The sequence below is a fragment of the Acinetobacter sp. Z1 genome (assembly GCF_024296945.1).
In the GTDB taxonomy this organism is placed as follows: Bacteria; Pseudomonadota; Gammaproteobacteria; order Pseudomonadales; family Moraxellaceae; genus Acinetobacter; species Acinetobacter beijerinckii.
Window position 1 is genome coordinate 3,112,545 of record NZ_CP101115.1, and the last position, 17,763, is coordinate 3,130,307.

At 39.6% G+C, this 17,763-nt stretch carries 16 protein-coding genes, 2 tRNA genes and 1 riboswitch; of the genes, 10 read left to right on the top strand and 8 right to left on the bottom strand.

The genetic code is table 11. The annotated features are described in order from the left end of the window. Positions 1 to 25: 25 nt before the first annotated feature. Entirely contained in the window at positions 26 to 535 is a 510-nt protein-coding gene (locus NGC85_RS14735; RefSeq protein WP_223880489.1) for a hypothetical protein, read from the bottom strand. A gap of 217 nt (positions 536 to 752) precedes the next feature. Between NGC85_RS14735 and NGC85_RS14740 the strand changes: the two genes are divergently transcribed. From NGC85_RS14740 to NGC85_RS14755, 4 genes are all read left to right on the top strand, one after another. Continuing rightward, positions 753 to 4,124: an Rne/Rng family ribonuclease gene (locus NGC85_RS14740; RefSeq protein ID WP_254732148.1), complete on the top strand. Its 3,372-nt coding sequence runs from the start codon at positions 753 to 755 to the stop codon at positions 4,122 to 4,124. A gap of 187 nt (positions 4,125 to 4,311) precedes the next feature. Continuing rightward, positions 4,312 to 6,153: a long-chain-acyl-CoA synthetase gene (locus NGC85_RS14745; RefSeq protein WP_005051184.1), complete on the top strand. Its 1,842-nt coding sequence runs from the start codon at positions 4,312 to 4,314 to the stop codon at positions 6,151 to 6,153. Positions 6,154 to 6,336: 183 nt separating this feature from the next. Beyond that, positions 6,337 to 6,412: transfer RNA gene (locus NGC85_RS14750), tRNA-Lys, on the top strand. 120 nt (positions 6,413 to 6,532) lie between these two features. After that, positions 6,533 to 6,608 (top strand) — tRNA-Lys (locus NGC85_RS14755). A 124-nt stretch (positions 6,609 to 6,732) separates the two neighbouring features. Here NGC85_RS14755 and hemW read toward each other — a convergent pair. Then, positions 6,733 to 7,887 carry a radical SAM family heme chaperone HemW gene (gene hemW / locus NGC85_RS14760; RefSeq protein ID WP_254732150.1) on the bottom strand — a complete coding sequence of 385 codons (1,155 nt, stop codon included), beginning with the start codon at positions 7,885 to 7,887 and terminating at the stop codon, positions 6,733 to 6,735. A 113-nt stretch (positions 7,888 to 8,000) separates the two neighbouring features. Between hemW and NGC85_RS14765 the strand changes: the two genes are divergently transcribed. The 4 genes from NGC85_RS14765 to NGC85_RS14780 all read left to right on the top strand — a co-directional run bounded on the left by NGC85_RS14765 (position 8,001) and on the right by NGC85_RS14780 (position 12,169). After that, positions 8,001 to 8,462 carry a DMT family transporter gene (locus tag NGC85_RS14765; protein WP_034710783.1) on the top strand — a complete coding sequence of 154 codons (462 nt, stop codon included), beginning with the start codon at positions 8,001 to 8,003 and terminating at the stop codon, positions 8,460 to 8,462. Positions 8,463 to 8,491: 29 nt separating this feature from the next. Beyond that, positions 8,492 to 9,841, top strand: coding sequence for an MATE family efflux transporter (locus tag NGC85_RS14770; protein ID WP_005051176.1), 1,350 nt, complete (start codon positions 8,492 to 8,494; stop codon positions 9,839 to 9,841). A 234-nt stretch (positions 9,842 to 10,075) separates the two neighbouring features. Then, positions 10,076 to 11,368: an AarF/ABC1/UbiB kinase family protein gene (locus NGC85_RS14775; protein ID WP_254732152.1), complete on the top strand. Its 1,293-nt coding sequence runs from the start codon at positions 10,076 to 10,078 to the stop codon at positions 11,366 to 11,368. Between the two features lie 546 nt (positions 11,369 to 11,914). Next, the gene (locus NGC85_RS14780) at positions 11,915 to 12,169 is read left to right on the top strand and encodes a type B 50S ribosomal protein L31 (protein WP_005051171.1); all 255 of its coding nucleotides are present in this window, start codon (positions 11,915 to 11,917) and stop codon (positions 12,167 to 12,169) included. A gap of 90 nt (positions 12,170 to 12,259) precedes the next feature. On the opposite strand, the gene NGC85_RS14785 is transcribed toward NGC85_RS14780, so the two are convergent. The 3 genes from NGC85_RS14785 to NGC85_RS14795 form a co-directional block, all read right to left on the bottom strand. Continuing rightward, a complete protein-coding gene (locus NGC85_RS14785) occupies positions 12,260 to 12,592 on the bottom strand; it encodes a DUF190 domain-containing protein (RefSeq protein WP_254732154.1) in 333 nt (110 codons plus the stop codon). 14 nt (positions 12,593 to 12,606) lie between these two features. Then, positions 12,607 to 12,987 carry a fluoride efflux transporter CrcB gene (crcB, locus tag NGC85_RS14790; RefSeq protein WP_254732156.1) on the bottom strand — a complete coding sequence of 127 codons (381 nt, stop codon included), beginning with the start codon at positions 12,985 to 12,987 and terminating at the stop codon, positions 12,607 to 12,609. 132 nt (positions 12,988 to 13,119) lie between these two features. Then, a riboswitch (Fluoride riboswitch) is annotated at positions 13,120 to 13,186 on the bottom strand. A gap of 65 nt (positions 13,187 to 13,251) precedes the next feature. Continuing rightward, positions 13,252 to 14,124: a DUF2071 domain-containing protein gene (locus NGC85_RS14795; RefSeq protein ID WP_254732158.1), complete on the bottom strand. Its 873-nt coding sequence runs from the start codon at positions 14,122 to 14,124 to the stop codon at positions 13,252 to 13,254. 138 nt (positions 14,125 to 14,262) lie between these two features. On the opposite strand from NGC85_RS14795, the gene NGC85_RS14800 reads away from it, so the two are divergent. Then, positions 14,263 to 14,595 (top strand): HopJ type III effector protein, encoded by a 333-nt coding sequence (locus NGC85_RS14800; RefSeq protein ID WP_254732160.1) that lies wholly within the window; start codon positions 14,263 to 14,265, stop codon positions 14,593 to 14,595. A gap of 42 nt (positions 14,596 to 14,637) precedes the next feature. On the opposite strand, the gene NGC85_RS14805 is transcribed toward NGC85_RS14800, so the two are convergent. Next, positions 14,638 to 15,303 (bottom strand): YIP1 family protein, encoded by a 666-nt coding sequence (locus tag NGC85_RS14805; RefSeq protein WP_254732162.1) that lies wholly within the window; start codon positions 15,301 to 15,303, stop codon positions 14,638 to 14,640. A 202-nt stretch (positions 15,304 to 15,505) separates the two neighbouring features. Between NGC85_RS14805 and NGC85_RS14810 the strand changes: the two genes are divergently transcribed. Continuing rightward, the gene (locus NGC85_RS14810) at positions 15,506 to 16,720 is read left to right on the top strand and encodes a winged helix-turn-helix domain-containing protein (RefSeq protein ID WP_254732164.1); all 1,215 of its coding nucleotides are present in this window, start codon (positions 15,506 to 15,508) and stop codon (positions 16,718 to 16,720) included. Positions 16,721 to 16,730: 10 nt separating this feature from the next. Here the strand turns inward: NGC85_RS14810 and NGC85_RS14815 are convergent, their stop codons facing one another. Together NGC85_RS14815 and NGC85_RS14820 are read right to left on the bottom strand one after the other, a co-directional pair. Then, positions 16,731 to 17,333: a flavin reductase family protein gene (locus NGC85_RS14815; RefSeq protein ID WP_254732166.1), complete on the bottom strand. Its 603-nt coding sequence runs from the start codon at positions 17,331 to 17,333 to the stop codon at positions 16,731 to 16,733. A 15-nt stretch (positions 17,334 to 17,348) separates the two neighbouring features. Then, entirely contained in the window at positions 17,349 to 17,762 is a 414-nt protein-coding gene (locus NGC85_RS14820; protein WP_254732168.1) for a GFA family protein, read from the bottom strand. Between the last annotated feature and the right edge of the window lies 1 nt (position 17,763).

Below are 17,763 nucleotides of genomic sequence, written 5' to 3' on the forward strand. Positions count from 1 at the left end.
AAATTGATCATTTAGCTAAGTTATTTCACAAGAAACCTAAACTTAGCCCATAGGCAGATGCGACAAGGTTTGGTATATTCAGCACACGGATACCCTCGTAAGTGAATTTCAAATCAAAAATTTTATTTAGATAAAATTTCAGATCGATGAGATATTCACCAATAGCTCGAATAGGTCCTAAAGAATTATGCCGACGCCGAAGGCTTATTATATCGGCAAAATGACAAACTGTTGCGTTTAATTGTGCATCAGCACATACAGTTTGTTCATAAAAAATATGTCGCCAACAAATTTGTTGGTTATTAAACGTAAACTGATCCACATCAGACAATTTGCTCCCTGATGTCGCATTCAGGCTAAAGCGTTGATGCATTGGAACTGCTAAGCACAGATACGATGATAATTCCGTATCAAGACTTCCAGATGGATCGACTTCAATGCTTAATGACAGTGAAAGTCGCCATCCAATGCACCGCTCACCCGCCAGTGAAGCGTACAGGAAACTTTGATTATGTCGGGTCTTGTGGTATTTCACAGATGTATGCCATGGATGAAATATCTTAAGCCCTAAGATTAAAGCAGCGTTGCTGACATCGAAGTAACCGAATCAAAACCCAAAGCTGGATATTACAGTCAGTGGTTTCAGAGCTTCATATATCAAGTCGCTCCTGAATCTTGATCGCGCCAAGTTGATGTTTGCTCAAATCGAGTGAGCCTGTTGTTTGTGTGCATCACTATTAGGTGTCACACCCATGAAACGTATGTTGATTAATGCAACCCACGCCGAAGAAGTTCGCGTTGCACTTATCACTGGTAGTCGTCTTTACGATTTCGATTTAGAAAACCGCACTCGTGAACAAAAAAAATCAAATATTTATAAAGGTCATGTCACTCGCGTTGAACCGTCTTTAGAAGCGGTTTTCGTTGAGTATGGCGCACAGCGTCAAGGCTTTTTATCTATGCGAGAAATTGCAAACTCGTATTTCAAAGCAGACCCTCGTCAAACCTCAAATATTCGTGAACTCATTACTGAAGGCACTGAATTATTAGTTCAGGTTGAAAAAGAAGAACGTGGCAATAAAGGCGCTGCACTTTCAACATTTATCTCACTTGCAGGTCGTTATTTAGTTTTAATGCCAAATAACCCGAAAGGTGGTGGTATTAGCCGTCAAATTTCAGGTTCAGTTCGTGAAGAGTTGAAAGAAATTTTAGCGTCTTTGAATTTACCGCGTGGCATGAGCGTAATCGTGCGTACAGCGGGAATTGGACGTACCCAAGAAGAGTTACAACTCGACTTACAACATTTGCTCGACCTTTGGGCTCAAATCCAAGGTTCGGCAAGTTCTGGTCCATCACCAATGATGGTTCATCAAGAAGCGGGTGTTGTAACTCGCGCAATTCGTGATTACTTACGTGATGACGTTGCAGAAATTCTGATTGATAGCGAACAAGCATATAACGAAGCATATAACTTCGTGAAAGCAGTTATGCCACGTCAACTCGATAAATTAAAAACGTATACCTTGAATGAGCCACTGTTTGCACATTTTGGCATTGAAAGCCAGATTCAAACTGCTTATGAACGTGAAGTAAAACTTCCATCTGGTGGTTCAATTGTCATTGACCAAACTGAAGCGTTGGTATCAATCGATATTAACTCTGCAAAATCAACACGTGGTCATGATGTTGAAGAAACGGCGCTCAATACCAATTTAGAAGCGGCTGAAGAAATTGCACGTCAACTTCGCCTACGTGATATTGGTGGTTTGGTTGTTATTGATTTCATCGATATGACCAAAGACCGCAATCAGCGTATGGTTGAAGCAAAATTACGTGAAGCAACGCAAAGCGATCGTGCACGTATTCAATTCGGTCAGCTTTCACGCTTCGGTCTCATGGAAATGAGCCGTCAACGTTTACGCCCTTCTCTAGAAGAAGCGACTGGTTATGTGTGTCCACGCTGTCATGGTACAGGTATGGTACGTGACTTACGTTCGCTTTCACTTTCGATTATGCGTAAGGTCGAAGAAATTGCTTTACGTGAACGTCAAGGTGAAGTTCAAGTTGAAGTACCTGTTGAAATTGCAGCATTCTTATTGAATGAAAAACGCCATAGCTTGGTTTATTTAGAACAAACTTCAAATGTTCGTGTAACGGTATTACCTCACCCGCATTTAGAAACACCACATTATCAAATTCAGTTCAATCCAGATGGCTTTGCCCCATCAAGCTACGAACGTACTGAAGCAACACGTTCAAGTGAAAAAGAATTAGGTTATGAATCTTCGGATTGGCATTTAGAAGAAGCAGAGCATCATCATCCTGCACCTACTCAAAGCAATGCGGCCACAGCGCAAAAGAAAAATGCGCCACAACAAGCCGCTCAACCAAAGCAAACTCAAGCGACCACACAAAAGTCTGCTAGTCCGTGCGCTTGGTTAGAAAACCTATTTGTTCAAAAACAAGCTCAAACCATTGATCAATCACGTTCTGCTCAAAATGCCGCAGCATCAATTGAACAAATGATTAATAACGGTGCAGTGAGCCGTGGTCAATTTGGTCAGGTCAATGTTGCAGTTGCACCAACTGAAACTGTCGCTCCAGTCGCTAATAACGCTTATATGTCACAATCACCTGTGAAGCAAGAAGCGAGAGAACCATTTGAGAAAGACGAAAAATCTCATCGTCCAAACCAATCTCAAAACCAAAAGAAACGTAAACATAAAGAACAACGTGAACAACACGTTCATGCGCATGAGCAACAAGCCCAAGTACATGAAGAAGTTGCTCAAGTCTCTTCACGTCAAGAACAGCCATCACGCCAAGAGCAACGTGAGTTAAAGCGTCAACAAAAACGCCAACAACCACAAGAGCATCAAAATCAGCCGCAACATAATGATGCCGCTGTACATGGTAATGACTCAAACCCATTACCACGTCGTGATCGCAACAATCAACAACGTTCAAACCGTCCAAATCGTCATCGCGACCAAAGCGTTTTGAATGAAGCTCCAACTACTGCTCCAGTGGTCAATAATCCTCAGCAAGTCAAAGTTGATGTGATTGAAGCTCCTCGTGCAGAAGCAATGAACACAGCCTTGATTGTGAACATTGATCAAGGACAAAGCGAAATTGTTGCGCTCAATGCACAGCAATCGCCAGAGCCGACTGCAAAAGTTGAAACTGCACCGACGACAGTTGTCGAAACAGTTGAAACCCCTGCTCCAGTTCAGGAAGCTGTAGTCGAAACAACTGAGGTAGCAGAACCAGCAGTTACGCCAGCAAAACGCGCTAGTAACGACCCACGTTCACGCCATCGCGAACAACGTAAAGCTCAATCGCAGCAGAAAGCGAGTACACCTAAAGTTGTACCATCTCAAGTTCCAACCTTAGGACAGTACACTGTGGGTAGCTTAATTCGTCATGTATATGGTGAAGATTGCACGATTTTAATCGAGCAGTTTGGCTTGATTACAACATTCAACCGTGCTTTACAAAAGTTCGTTGATCAGTATGTAAGTACTCTAACAGTTGAAACTGCTGTTACTGAGGAAAAACGTCCTGTTACTCGTGATGTTGAACTTCCAACACAAAAGCCTACTGAAGAAGTCGAACCAGCTCCAGTATTGGCTCTAACACCATCTGTAGACACGCAAGTTCGTGTAGCAAATGATCCACGTGAACGTCGCCGTTTAGCGAAATTAGCGGCTGAACAAGCAAAAGAAGCACATATTGCGTCTAATGTAAGTTCACCTGCTGTGGAAAATACTGAATCGAAAGAAGAAGTAAAAGTGTCTGAAGAAGTTGTTGCAACTCAAGCAGAAGCAACAATTACAGCAGCTGAACAACAGCCTTTAGAACTTCAAACTGCGGAAACAGTTGAAACAGTTGAAACAGCTACCGAGGTTGCAGCAGTTGAAATTTCAGAACAACAGCCAGTTGCTGAAAATGAAACTACTGCCGTAGAAGCAACTGAAGAAGTTACTGCCAAGGCGCCTGAACTTGCTGATAAAAAAGAGCAAGTTGCTGTGACTGAAGAAGGTGAAGTTGATAAAGATAAATCAGCGCGTCCTCGCCGCCCTCGTGGTCGTCCACCGAAAAAAGCAACCGTAGGCAACGAGTAATTTGCTAAATTGCACGTAATAAGCCAAAGCCTAGTCATTTCGATGACTAGGCTTTTTTGTTATTTTGTCAGATTAGGTTGATTACTCTAGGGAATTACCATTACAAACAGCATCAACAACAATGATGTTAATGGTTGTGTTTTAACAGATAGCCATTTGGACTGATCGAAAAATAAACAGGATTGATATGAGCCAAACTACGCAGACCGATATTATTACGCTTGGTGATGTTGCAACTCGACTCCCAAATTTCATCACTAAAGTACCTCATATCCTCAATGGACTTAAGCAGGCCTATATTCGTACGCCAACTTCACCAGCAGGTTTAGGGATCGCCTTTGAAAAAGCAGTCAAGCGTAATCCACAGGGTATCGCACTGCTATATGAAGAACAAAGCTATAGCTATCAAGCTTTAAATGAATGGGCAAACCAAATTGCACATTACTATTTATCGATTGGTGCTAAAAAAGGTGATGTTATTGCAGTGATGGTGGAAAACCGTCCTGAGCTCATTGCAACAATCGTTGCTTTGGCTAAAATTGGCGTAACGATTGCTCTCGTTAATACCTCACAAGTCGGTAAAGTACTGGCTCATAGTATCAATTTGGTCAATCCAATTGCTGTTATTGCGGGCGAAGAAGTTCGTGCTGCAATTGATGAAGCCCGTCAAGAATTAAAGATAGCAGAAGATCGCTTCCATTGGTTTGCCGATCAAGAAACACGTAAAAATGCAGGCAAAGCACCAAAAGGTTACGTTAATCTCGCTGAGCAAATTGACCAATTTCCAAAATTCAATCCATCAACCACACGTACTGTAACAGGTAAAGATGGATTATTTTATATCTATACCTCTGGCACGACAGGTTTACCAAAAGCAGTCATCTTCACACATAGCCGTTGGACACTTGCTTACGGTACTTATGGTCATATCTTAAATCTTGGTAAAGATGATGTGATGTATGTGACCTTGCCTCTCTACCATGCTACTGGTGTGGTTGTGTGCTGGTGTGGCGTGATTGCGGGTAGTGCAACACTTGCAGTGAAACGTAAATATTCAACCAGCTCATTCTGGAAAGATGTTCAGAAGTTTAATGCTTCCGCTATCGGTTATGTTGGTGAACTATGTCGTTACTTGATCGATGCACCTGCCACTGATTTAGATCGTGGTCATCGTGTGACTAAAATGATCGGTAATGGGATGCGTCCTAATATCTGGGGTAAATTCAAAGAACGCTTTGGTGTAGAGGAAGTTTTAGAACTTTATGCATCAAGTGAAGGGAACGTTGGCTTTAGTAATATCTTTAACTTTGATAATACGGTTGGCTTCTCTCCAACACCTTACGCGATTGTTGAGTTTGACAAAGAAAAGAACGAACTGGTGCGCGATAAAAAAGGCTATTGCAAAAAAGTCAAAACAGGTGAAGTCGGCTTACTGGTCGGTAAGATCACGAGCCGCTCACCATTTGATGGTTATACAGATCCTGAGAAGAATAAATCTGTCATTTTGAAAGATGTATTTACACAAGGTGATTCATACTTCAATACAGGTGACTTAGTCCGTGATATTGGCTTCCGTCATGCACAGTTTGTAGATCGCTTAGGAGATACTTTCCGCTGGAAAGGCGAAAATGTTTCCACAACTGAAGTTGAAAACATGGTGTGCGAATATGAAAAAATCGCAGAAGCTGTGGTTTATGGCGTAGAAATTCCAAATACCAATGGTCGTGCAGGTATGGCAGCGATTACACTGGTAGATGGACAAGAGCTGAATGAAACTGATTTAAGTGAAATGGTCGGTGTCTTCAAGAAATGCTTGCCGTCTTACGCGATTCCTGTTTTCTTACGCGTGCAAGAGAAAGTTGAAACAACTGGTACATTTAAATACCAAAAGAATAAACTGAAAGAAGATGCATTTGATCCAAATAAAACATCTGAACGTCTACTGGTTTTATTACCTGGCGCAACGAGTTATTGTGATGTAAATAGCGAGATCTTTGAGAATATTCAAAGTTATCAATACCGTTTCTAGTTTATTTTTTAGCTAAACAAGAGGAAATCGTGCTTTTTATAAACAATCATGCACATGTTTTTAAATTTCCTCTTGTGTTAGCTGAATAACTTGCTAGAATACGCAACATCAAAACAAAGACACATTTAGAACGAATTAGTTTTTCTTGTGTAGCATATTTAAGCGATGCTTAGATACTTGTTTGGGTCGTTAGCTCAGCTGGTAGAGCAGCGGACTTTTAATCCGTTGGTCCCGCGTTCGAATCGCGGACGACCCACCATATTATGTTTTGAGAGTTTGTAAAATGTATTTTACAAACGCCTGTAAGAGGTTAAGCTACAGAAAATCATAGATTTTCTCTTACGCTCAGGTAAAACGTTGTTTTACTTATCCTCGCTCAGGGTCGTTAGCTCAGCTGGTAGAGCAGCGGACTTTTAATCCGTTGGTCCCGCGTTCGAATCGCGGACGACCCACCAAATTCTAAAAAAACCTCATCATATTCTGATGAGGTTTTTTTTATTTTGTGCTCATTATCTTTCTAAATGATGACAAAGTAATATGAGCCTTAAATATCGCTGTTTAAGGCTCTTTCATTTTCGATTATAAAAATGCTTCCAAAACAGAATTTAAAAAGATATGCCCCTGCTCTGTACAAGCAATTCGATTTACATCGGCAATCAATAATTTCTTCTCACGCAATTGTTTTAGCGTTGCATCTAAATCATTCAATTCAAGACCCGTTCTTTGCACATAAAACTCAGCATTGACACCATTATTTAAACGCAAAGCATTCATCATAAACTCAAAGGGCAACTCCTCTGCTTCAATGCGTTTCATTTGCCCATGCTCAGCAGGCACTTTAGCTAAATAATCTTTCGGTAAACGGGTTTTCTGAAAACGATAAATTCCATCAGGTCGTGTCACTTTTCCATGAGCACCTGCACCAATCGCTAGATAATCCCCAAATTGCCAATAATTTAAATTATGTGCTGAAGGCTTTTCTTTCCGCCATGCAGAAACTTCATAATTAATGTAGCCATTGGCTTTCAGATAAGCTTCACCTTGTGCTTGAATCTCTTCTAAAACTTCATCTTGAGGTAAGACAGGCTGAGTTCTAAAGAAAACAGTATTTGGCTCTATAGTCAACTGATACCAACTGATATGTGTCGCACCTTGCTCTACAGCAAGTTTCAGATCATTTAATGCTTGCTCTAGGCTTTGTTGTGGCAAACCATGCATCAAGTCGACATTAACGCGCTCAAAACCCGCCTGACGTGCCTGTTGAATCGCATCTAAAGCATTATTCGCTGAATGAATACGTCCTAAACGCTGTAAATGCTCAGAATCAAAACTTTGCACACCCAGTGATAGGCGATTAATTCCAACGGCTAAATAGTCTTTAAATGGGTCATGCTCAAGAGTGCCAGGATTTGCTTCTAAAGTAATCTCACAGTTTTCGTCAAAAGCTAAAAGTCCTTTAAGTTGATCAAATAACCATTGATAACCCTGTGCAGAAATCAACGAAGGCGTCCCACCGCCAATAAAGACACTATGAATTGTTCGACCTTGTGCCATTTCGACTTGAGTTTCAAAATCAGCCACTAAGGCAGCAAGATATTGCTGCTCCAAATCCATTGACAATTGCCCATCAGGAACAGCATGCGAGTTAAAATCACAATACGGACATTTCCGCACACACCAAGGCATATGAATATAAAGTGAAAGTGGAATACTGGCTGGGTTTAATTGACTCAAAATAGAAGCTCGATACTAGAATTTTGTTATTTTAACATGACTCCATCAATCGGCTTATCATCATCTACGTATTCAGTTAGACTGGGACGACAAACAACAATTAGACGGATAATATGATTAAAATTTCAAGTCAATTGCTTCTTTTTCTTCCTCTTGCTTTAGGTGTAGGAGTGGCAATGGCATTTCAAACCGCGATTAATGCGCAACTACGTGAACATCTACAATCCCCACTGCAAGCGGCTCTTCTTTCTTTTTTAGTCGGTACAGTCGTATTAGCCGTTTTGGTTTATTTTCAAAGTGCAAGCAAACCAAATTTAAGTGAACTTTCACAAATTCCATGGTTTTTATGGATTGGCGGCTGTCTTGGGGTTTATGCGATTAGTATGAGCATTTATACTGCACCAAAGCTCGGATTTTTAACTTTTTCAGGCTTAGTCATTTTCGGACAGTTGTTTATTTCAATGTTACTTGACCAATTTGGGTGGTTAGGAACCGAAAAAGTATCGATTAATTGGCAACGCGTAATCGGTAGTATTGTCATCTTTATTGGCGTTTTACTCACACTACAGCGCTGATTTCCCTCATTTTAATAAGAGTAATTTTTGTGTCCCACGCTACAACCAAGCGATTTGAACTTAAACAACTATTCCATCTCATGCTTCCCATACTTATCACACAGTTTGCTCAAGCTGGTCTAGGTTTGGTTGATACCATAATGGCGGGGCACTTATCAGCTGCCGATCTTGCAGCGATTGCAGTTGGCGTCGGTTTGTGGATTCCTATTATGCTTTTATTTGCAGGAATCATGATTGCAACGACACCTTTGGTTGCGGAAGCACGTGGTGCTAAAACACCTGAAAAGATTCCAACGATTGCTCGTCAGTCACTATGGGTTGCTGTAATCCTCGGTATTGTTGCAATGCTTATTTTGCAATGTATGCCTATGTTTTTACCCTTGTTTGGTGTGCCTGAAAGCTTATTACCAAAGGCGAGTCTCTTTTTACACGCGATTGGCTTTGGTATGCCTGCGGTGATGATGTATGCCGCTTTACGCAGTTACTCAGAAGCTTTAGGGCATCCACGTCCTGTAACTGTGATTAGCTTAGCTGCACTGTTAGTTCTTATCCCATTAAATATGATTTTCATGTATGGCTTTGGACCAATTCCAGCTTTAGGAAGTGCGGGCTGTGGTTTCGCAACGGCAATTTTACAATGGTTAATGTTCATTACCTTAGCCATTTATATTTCAAAAGCAAAAGCATACAAACAAGCACCAATTTTCACAAAATGGGAAAAAATTGATCCAACGTGGGTTAAACGAATTTTAAAACTCGGCTTTCCCATCGGTTTAGCTGTTTTCTTTGAAGTCAGTATTTTTAGCACTGGTGCAATTGTGCTGAGCCCATTGGGTGAAAATGCGATCGCAGCGCATCAGATTGCGATTTCTGTCACTTCACAGTTATTCATGATTCCTTTATCACTTGCCATCGCCCTGACAATTCGAGTTGGTATGTATTATGGTGAACAGAACTGGCAAGCAATGCGTCAAGTACAAACTGTTGGCTTGATCAGCGCAACTGTTTTTGCAGCCATTACCATGACCTTAATTGCTGTCGCTCGTCCTTATATTGTGGCGATCTATACCACTGATATTAACGTTATTCCAGTCGCGATGTACTTACTGTGGTTTGCAATGGCATATCAATTGATGGATGCATGGCAAGTCAGCGCCGCAGGATGCTTACGTGGTATGCAAGATACACAAGCGCCGATGTGGATTACCCTCATGGCGTATTGGGTGATTGCCTTCCCAATCGGTTTGTATTTGGCTCGCTATACCATTTGGGGCGTTGCAGGCGTTTGGCTCGGTTTAATTATTGGTTTAACCATTGCCTGCGTTCTACTGATTGGTCGTTTATATTTGAACAATAAACGTTTGGCACAAAATATATAAATTATTTCCGATTCCAATAACAGGCGGCATAAATGTACTGCCACTAGGGACATTACATGGAGGTAACGTCCTTATTTTAAAGTTCCTTTCTTGTAGATTGCTGCTATTCAGGTTTTTCTGTTGCTCAGCATAATTTAATACTTACATCACTTAACATTTTGTTATAGGCAATTTAAGTTTTGTCGCCTATGATCAAAGAATCACTTTAAAATGGTCGTCTGAGGTCAAGCACATATGGCAAAACATGCAAGCTCTCCCAGTAAGCGTTTTTTAAAACTGGCGGGTATGACCGCAAGTATTGCCAGCAAAAGTGTGGCCAATTCAATTCGAAATCTGACTGCAGATGAAGAACAAAAAAATGCAGCGCGTAGCCAGTTGTTCCAAGATATCGGCTTGCAGATTGCTGACACCCTTGGAGAAATGAAAGGTGCAGTGATGAAAGTGGGGCAAATTGCATCTCAATACAAAGATATTTTCCCACCTGAAGTGGCGAAAGCAATTGCCAAATTACAGCGCCAAGCCCCTGCTATGCCATTCGCTGCGATTCAACAACAAGTTGAAAAAGAACTCGGAAAGCCTTTAAAGCAAATCTTTAGCTCTTTTGAATCTGAACCTTTTGCAGCAGCCTCTATTGGTCAGGTACACCGTGCAGTACTCCCAAATGGGCAAGCCGTTGTGGTGAAAGTACAATATCCAGGCGTCGACCAAGCCTGTGAAAGTGACTTAAAACAAGTCCGTTTGGCATTGCGCTTAATGGGTGTCATCAAGATTGATAAAAAGCTACAAGATCAACTATTTCAAGAAATCCAAGAAAGTCTTTCAGCTGAATTAAATTACGAAATTGAGGCGCAGAATTTAGAAGTCTTTAAAACATTCCATGAAAAGCTTGATACCCAAATTATCATTCCTCAAGTTTATAAAGAATACTCATCTCGGCGCGTCCTCACTTTAAGCCTTGAACAAGGCGAATCCATTGAAACCGCAAGTTCATGGTCGGTTGAAATCCGTAATCAAATAGGTCGTCGTCTAATTCGAGCATTAGGACAGGAAATGTTTTTCCTAAAACGTTTCCATTGTGATCCACATCCTGGCAATTTTGCGTTCCGTGAAGATGGCAGCGTGATTATTTATGATTATGGCAGCGTTAAAACGCTTTCACCTGAAATCATTCAGCACTTCAAAGCACTGGTGAATGCAGCAAGACAAGAGGATATTGCTCAAGTTGAAGATTTGCTAGTTGAACTACATTCGATTGCAGAAAAACAAAAATTCCCAAGTGAACTGTATGTGCAGTGGATTGAGATTTTATTACGCCCACTTAGCACAGAGTATGATTTTGCTGAAAACTCATCACATCATGATGGCATGCGACTTGTTAAAAAGTCATTGAAATATTGGGATGTGTTTAAGCCATCTCCAGATACATTAATGGTTAATCGAACCATTTCAGGGCATTACTGGAACCTTATTCACCTCAAAGTGCATGATAACCTTAACGATCTATTTGAAGAATTGGTACCCAGTTAAGCAACTTTTAAAGTGCCAGTCTTATGATTGGCATTTTAGCTAATCAATTTTCAATTTATAAGGATAATCTGCGCTCAGCTTATTTTCATCCACTTCAAGCGTGATCGTGCCATTGTCCCTTTCACCATAAACTTTCAAGCGATATATGTATTTATCCTTAGCTGGATAATCTCCGAAAAGAATTGTTGACTTATCGATTCGATAATCTTTGATATAACCAAATTGCGCTAAGATCTGAGAATCCTTTCTAAGAATAGGTTCTATACGATTAATGTTCGATTCAGAGTAATTGCATTTATACATTAAAGCGAAAAAAACAATAAAAAGAATTAAGGCTGGAATAAAAAAGGTGAATCAGAATTAATTTTCATTTAATCACTTAATAGATACAGCTATTCACTTAGTAAAATAATTTTACGACTTTGATCTGCTATTTCATACAATGAATCCGACTCTAGCATAGCTTCGAATAGGCTTGAAAAACTCAAAATTGACTTCATGTATAGTTATGTTATAACATTTCAATATTAATAGGAGTCAATCAAAATGCGTAAAGATATTCATCCTGCATATCAACAAGTCCTTTTCCATGATACCAATGCCGATGCTTACTTTTTAATTGGTAGCACATTGCAAACTAAACAAACGAAAGAATATCAAGGTACAGTTTATCCATATGTAACCCTTGATATTTCAAGTGCCTCTCATCCTTTCTATACTGGCGAAGTACGTCAAGCAAGTAATGAAGGTCGTGTTGCAAGCTTTAACAAACGCTTTTCACGCTTTAGCCGCAAAGCTTAATCTTCATTTAAGTTTTGTGATTTAGTCTGTATCTATTCGAAGTCTAAGCCTATCTCCTCCACTTAGACTTCTTTTTTTATGCCTAAAAAATTAGTTATCGTTGCTAGCTTGTCCAATAAAACCAAATTCGATTGGCGTCTTTACGTAAAAGAGTGAAATCTGTTGAGTGTCCAAATAACTTAATAATTCAGTTGCTTGTTCATTTGTTGCCGCAAATTGGATTTGGATCGGTCGATCAGCCAATTCAAAGAAACGAGCAGAATGAAATAGACCATGATGATCTACACCTTCTAAGCCACCTACTACTGTAGCTCCACGTAATTTCATTTGCTTTGCTACTGCAACGAGCCATTCATTGATTGGCTGCCCCTCAAAACTACGATTTTGTGAGGTGTAAAAGGTAATTAAAAATCCAGTATTCATCCTATTGTCTCCTTCTAAGCAGCGCTCAGCCATTGATGTAAACTCATACCAATGATTGTAAATATCAAAGAACCAATCACATGAATCAGAATGGCTACACAGGCATAACCCAATTTACCACTTTGTAATAAGCTAATAATCTCTGCAGAAAATGTCGAAAAAGTCGTTAATGCGCCGCAGAAACCTGTGATCACAAATAGTTTGTAATTGGGACTTAATGAACTTTGAGAAAAATAGGAAATGGCAAAACCAATAATAAAGCCACCGACAAAATTAACAGTCACTGTTCCCAAAGGAATATTCGGAAAGATCGGATTTAGTTTTAAACCAAGAAACCAACGCAGCCATGCGCCTAAGACAGAACCTAAAGCGATTGAAAGTAGTGGAAAATACATCATTTACTCCAAAGACAGCGTCGGAGATAAATACGCTTTAGATATCAATTGATCAATATTATTGTAAGATTTTTGCATGCGCGAACTCCAAAAAGGGAACAGAGCACGCACAAACCTACGCCCCCTGTTCAGGGTAACGTAGGCATCATTAGCCATAGTGGCGGTTTGTAGTAGGAGGAATACCATCTCCTTTTCCCTAAAATAACATAAATTTTAGACAACCCAATACATCTTTTGAAACGTCATTAGACTGTGTATAAACACTTAGTTATCCACAATGTATGTACCAATTGCTAGCTTTTTTTCTCCAATCACATAAAAATCTAATGCTGGCACCACAAAAGCCAAAGCCTCTGCATCACTGTTTAGTCCAAATTGCTTCAATAAGGCTGGTGCTTGTAATGCACAAATTTCAGCTCCTTCAATCTGTTGAAATTGTATAGGCATATTAATATCACCTTGTGACATCTCTGTCGGTTGATCAACCCATTCTGCCCATGCATGATCTTGATCTACCAAAAACTGTACCGCATCATCCCAAGAAGCAAACAGGGCTTGCCATTCCTTGGAAAGCCATTTCTGTGTTGTGATTTTGACCTCACTACTTAGAGAGTAATTTTCATCTACAACGATCTCAGTTTTAATGCTTTGCTGTAGATCATTCTTTTGATGATGAAATTTTGAAGCGTATTGTGCTGGAAGTACATCACTGGCGAGACGTCCTCCGATGACATATAAATATTGATCTAAAATGACTTGTTCAAAAATTACGGTTTTAGGAAACGATTGATCTAAATAGAACCGCCAATTACTTTGTTTAGGGGATGGCATTAATGTTCTCAATCGACCTAAAAACTGAAATCCAAAATGATGATGTTGATAAGTGAGAATTGTAAAAATTGTTTTGCCCTGCTTTTCCCATATGGGCATATTCTTCGGATAATGTTGGCGGACTTGTTCAACATCGACAAGCCAAGATAAATAAACGATATTGCTAACTCGACTTTGCAAACGCATGAATGGTAATAATCTTAGAATCAAACGCCGCATACTTAGCACAAAACCACAACTTAAAATACCGCTTAAAAGTCGCATAAAAATACGCTGTGAAGATAACTTAAAATGGTGTCTATTCATTATTTTTCATTAAGTTAAAAACTTTCATGAGCATAAACTGCTTATGTACTCAGGTCTAGTTGATAGAGCAGAATACTTTTCTTCTTGCTTTTCGATGCTATGATGCTTGCTATTGATTCAATCAACATGGAACTGAACATGGCTCAAGCATTATTGGCAAAATTAAAAGATGGCTCAGCAAAATTTGCAGATGTATTAACATTTATTGAAACACGTTATGTGCATACTCCGACCGCTTTTCAAAACGGCGCACAATACAACGCTGCCACTGAAAACCAAGGCAGTGCCAAAGTGTTTTCTTTTGCTAAAATCGAAGGCTTAAATACAGAAGATACTTTAGCTTTATTTGCTGAACATTATGCTTCAGTTGTTGCCACGCCTGATGCAAGTGACCATCAGAACATTCGCCAATTTATGCAAAATGGTTGGGATGGTGTGAAGTTTGAAGGTGAAGCATTAACTGCACGTTGATATTAAAAGCAGGAAGGCTAGATGCCTTCCTGCTTTATCCATTCATGCATTTATAAATAAAGCCGTCAACAACCCCATCGCGAGCAAATAAAATACAACGGGTAATCCTAAGAACCAAAACTTTGCCCAAGCATTCGTATTAAACACCAAACTTGCTGCTCGATAACTCACCCAACATGACCAAAACATAAAAGGCAACGCCACGAAGTTGAGAATGGTCGAGTTTTCATAAGCATCGAGATAGTTGTTATACAACAACGTTTGTAACACCGTGACCACAATAACGGGTAAAGCAGCAACTAATGACTGTAATGCCCAAACATGCCTTGCCAGTTGAGGATCTGCATCTTTGACACCAGAAAATTGTAAACGCTTTTTATACCACCAACCATGTATGAGCCAAACAATTACGGCAGACAGTGTTCCTACACCCAAAACGAGTAACCAATAACTCCACCAAGCATCGGCAACATCAAGCATGAACGATTGACGATTGCTGAATTCGGCTTTAAGCAAATTTTGATCGACTCGATCCATGACAGAAAACATGCCAATAATGTAGGCAGCAAGGATGATACTTCGAGGATGATAAATAGCTGGTAAAGAAAAAAACTTTTTCGGTTGAAAGAATAGTAACCATAAATTTTTAGGTGCGAAGGGTAAAATTTCTTTTTGCTGTTGTTTATCTAATGAAAACTCAGTACTCATAAGTGCTCTTAATAAATTGATTTAAAATATTTATGCTCCAATCATAGCCAACGCTGTATAGAAAAAGAAGTTGATTTTATTATTTGATAAAATAGCGCAAATAATCATCTAGCATCTCAACCAACAAAAGAAATGATTTAGAATTTAGAGTAAAAGTAATATGAAATACTCAATTTTTGAATAGAAATAACTGAGAGAAATTATGTCGATAATACAAACGGATCTATCAAAAAAACTAAGACAAATGACATTAAAAGCTCAAGGATTAACTCAAAAGAAGCCATTTGGATCAGGGAAAGAAGCTGTGCTTTCTGCAATTGAACAGTTAGGTTACGTACAAATCGATACCTTATCTGTTGTCGCTCGAGCACATCATCATACGCTTTGGACTCGAATTCCAGATTATCAATCACGATGGCTCGATCAATTAGTTGATGAAGCTCGGATATTTGAATATTGGTTTCATGCTGCCTCATATTTGCCGATGCAGGATTTTCGATTTGTGCTTCCCAAAATGTTAAGCATAAAAAATGGTGAATCTCGTTACTTTAAGGCTGATGCTCAAGTCATGCGTGATGTATATGACAAGATAAGAATCGATGGCCCGCAAAAATCGAGAGAATTTGAAAGTTTCAGTAAAAATAATAGCAGTTGGTGGAATTGGAAACCCACAAAAATCGCGCTTGAACAACTTTTCATGCAAGGCGATTTAATGATCAGCGCCCGAAAGGGAATGGAAAAAGTTTATGATATTCGCGAAAGAGTCCTTCCAACTACGGTGAATACAACACTTCCAACTGCTTTAGAATACGCTGAATACTTAGTCAAAACCTACCTTAAAGCGTATGGTTTTACCACGTTGAAACAAATTACACATTTGAAAACAGGTACGTTATTACGAAAAAATGTAGAAACTATTCTTAAGCAAATGCTTGAAGAAAAAATGATTCAAAAAATTGTAACGCATGACCAGCAAACGATTTATATACTCAATGAATTAATGGAATGGAACGACAATCCAAATTCAGTCAAAGTGTCATTACTTTCCCCTTTTGATAATTCAATTATTCATCGTGACCGTGTAAAAACACATTTTGACTTTGATTTTCGACTCGAATGCTACACGCGCCAAGAGAACAGAAAGTATGGATATTTTTGCTTGCCCATTTTATTTGGCGATGTATTTATTGGTCGGGTTGATTGCAAAGCTCACCGTAAAAGTACTGAATTTGAACTCATTCATTTACATATCGAAAATACACAAATAGACATGGCATTGTGGCTGACACCATTTCTTGAGACCCTGCACAGCTTTGCACGCTTTAATCAATGTCAATCAATCTATGTCTCAAAAATCAGCCCAGTCGAATTATCTAGTATCATGCGCAAGCATATCGAAACCACTGGGATAACTTAAAGCAGTATCTCTAAGGTCGTTCTAATTGACGTAAATAATTAGTTAAACTATAAAAATCACCACCCATTTTCCCTACACTGTCGAGTAACTGCTGATCAATCATCTGACCATTCCATAAACGATCATCGACATAAATTGATTTCACATCAAGTAATGCCACCGTTCCACCCGATGGCAGCGTACTGAGTTGAATCACTTCTCTAAGCTGGCACTCATAACGTACAGGCGCATGTTTTACCGCTAATGAAGCTACGGTATGACTTGGTTCTGACGCTATATCAGCAAAATCAAACTCGCTTTGGTCAGCGGGCAAGAGCGCACAGGATAAGTTCATTTTTTCCAGCAACTGTGAGTTTACGATATGCACCACACATTGCTTGGTATCCATTAAATTTCTCAACGTGTCTTTATCATCACCACTTCTTGGATTGACTTGTGAATACCATAGAATAGGTGGATTACAACTGGCGACATTAAAAAATGAATAAGGTGCAAGGTTAGCTACACCTTCAGCGGATAAGGTACTAATCCATGCGATCGGTCGCGGTGTAATTCCGCCGACCAAAAGACGATAGATTTCATTTGCCTCTAAATGAGATGTATCAAAAATCATAAGTTTACACCGCCTTTAAGGGCGTTCAGAATATTGTGGTAAATCATCCGCGATACAATCCCATTCTGCTTTAGACGCAACAAAAATATGCATACTTGGTTTTTGCTGTAACGGCGTATCTAAAGTACCAATTCTTAAACGGTAATATTCTGGTGTATCTGTTTTTATGCTCATAATCGGTGAACCACATTCTGAGCAAAAACAACGTTGCGTCGTTGCGGTAGATTGAAATTTTTTTAATAAATGCTCACCTTGTATAATTTTAAAATCAGTGACTTTGATCGGTGCATTGGTCGCAAATGCCGTACCATTTGCTTTACGGCAACGTTGACAATGACATTGGATAATCTCTCCAATGTTACCTTGGATTTCGTAATGAATCCCATCACATAAACAACTGCCACGATACACGGGTAAAGTTTGAGACATT